Source organism: Arthrobacter sp., assembly GCF_030540645.1.
Classification (GTDB): domain Bacteria; phylum Actinomycetota; class Actinomycetes; order Actinomycetales; family Micrococcaceae; genus Specibacter.
This window is the reverse complement of sequence record NZ_JAUNVV010000132.1, coordinates 2,795-4,741: the sequence shown is the minus strand read 5'-3', so window position 1 is coordinate 4,741 and position 1,947 is coordinate 2,795. Positions and strand designations below refer to the sequence as shown.

Here is a 1,947-nt window from a genome sequence, read left to right as displayed (position 1 = left end):
TTGACGGACTGCTGCTGGTCACCCCGTACTACAACAAGCCCAGCCAGGCTGGCATCCAGGCTCACTTTGAGGCGATTGCGAACTCCACCGAACTGCCCGTCATGCTCTATGACATCCCCGGGCGCAGCGGAATTCCGATCACCACCGAAACCATCATCCGTCTGGCCGACCACCCGCGAATTACCGCGTTGAAGGACGCCAAGGCCGACTTCACCGAAACCAGCCGCGTGCTTGCCAACACGGATCTCGATGTCTACTCGGGCGACGACGGACTGACGCTTCCGCTGATGGCTGCCGGCGCCGTCGGACTTGTCAGTGTCAGCGCCCACATTGCCGCACCCGCGTTCCGCGCCCTCATTGATGCGGCCGCTGCCGGGGACTTCGCCACGGCCCGCAAGATCCACTTCGAGCTGGATCCGGTCATCCGGGCCGCAATGGGCCACGTCCAGGGCGCGGTGGCCATCAAGCAAATTCTCAAGTGGCAGGGATTCCTGTCCAACTCGGTGGTCCGGCTTCCCTTGGTGGAACCGGGCGAGGCCGAGATCGCCATGATCAAAGCTGACCTCGCGGAAGCTGGAATGGAAGTGTAGGCATGACCCAAATGACTGAGCCGGGGCTGCGGACTCCGCCGAGCCTGGACAAGGGCACGTTGCGGGTTGTTCCGCTGGGGGGCATTGGCGAGATCGGCCGCAACATGACCGTCTTTGAAATTGACGGCAAGCTGCTCATCGTCGACTGCGGGGTGCTGTTTCCGGAAGAGGACCAGCCCGGCGTTGACGTGATATTGCCCGACTTCTCCTACATCAAGGACCGGCTCGACGACGTGGTGGGCGTAGTGCTCACGCACGGGCACGAAGACCACATTGGCGCCGTCCCGTACCTGCTGCGCCTGCGCAACGACATTCCCTTGATCGGCTCGCAACTGACTCTGGCGTTCGTTGAAGCGAAGCTCATGGAGCACCGCATCAAGCCCTGGACGCTGACCGTCAAGGAGGGCCAGGTTGAACAGCTGGGCCCGTTCCAGTGTGAATTCATTGCCGTCAACCATTCCATTCCGGACGCCATGGCCGTGTTCCTGCGTACCGAGGGCGGCTCCGTACTGCACACGGGCGACTTCAAAATGGACCAGCTGCCGTTGGATGGCCGGATCACGGACCTGCGCCACTTTGCCCGCCTCGGAGAGGAAGGAGTCGACCTTTTTCTCGTTGACTCCACGAATGCCGACGTGCCCGGCTTCACCACCAGTGAAGCTGAAATTGGGCCTACCTTGGAGGCGCTGTTCGGCAAGGCAGACAAACGCATCATCGTGGCCAGCTTCTCCTCCCACGTGCACCGCGTCCAGCAAGTGCTCAACGCCGCCGTGCTGCACCACCGCAAGGTCGCTTTCGTGGGCCGTTCCATGGTCCGCAACATGGGTATTGCCGAAAAGTTGGGCTACCTGCACGTGCCGGCCGATGTGGTCGTGGACATGAAGAACGTGGACAACCTGCCGGATAACCAGGTGGTGCTGATGTCCACCGGGTCACAGGGCGAGCCCATGGCGGCACTGTCCCGCATGGCCAACGGCGACCACAAGATTTCCGTGGGCAAGGGCGATACCGTCATTCTGGCCTCTTCGCTCATCCCGGGCAATGAGAACGCCGTGTTCCGCATCATCAACGGCCTGCTCAAGCTCGGCGCCGACGTGATCCACAAGGGCACGGCCAAGGTCCACGTTTCCGGCCACGCCGCCGCCGGGGAGTTGCTGTACTGCTACAACATCCTGACGCCCAAAAATGTGATGCCCGTCCACGGTGAAACCCGCCACCTCATCGCCAATGCCAAAATTGCCATCTCCTCCGGCGTGCCGGCCGAGAACGTACTGCTGACCGATGACGGCTCAGTCATCGACTTGAAAGACGGCGTGGCCACGATCGTCGGCCAGGTCGAGTGCGGCTTTGTGTACGT

The 1,947-nt window shown here is 62.0% G+C and carries 2 protein-coding genes; both read left to right on the top strand.

Annotation, left to right across the window (positions count from 1 at the left end; all coding sequences use genetic code 11):
• Positions 1-590 (top strand): dihydrodipicolinate synthase family protein (locus Q4P21_RS15770; protein WP_303389673.1); only part of this gene is annotated, 590 nt, incomplete at its 5' end.
• Between the two features lie 2 nt (positions 591-592).
• Positions 593-1,947: ribonuclease J (locus Q4P21_RS15765; RefSeq protein WP_303389672.1), on the top strand; the 1,355-nt coding region annotated here is incomplete at its 3' end.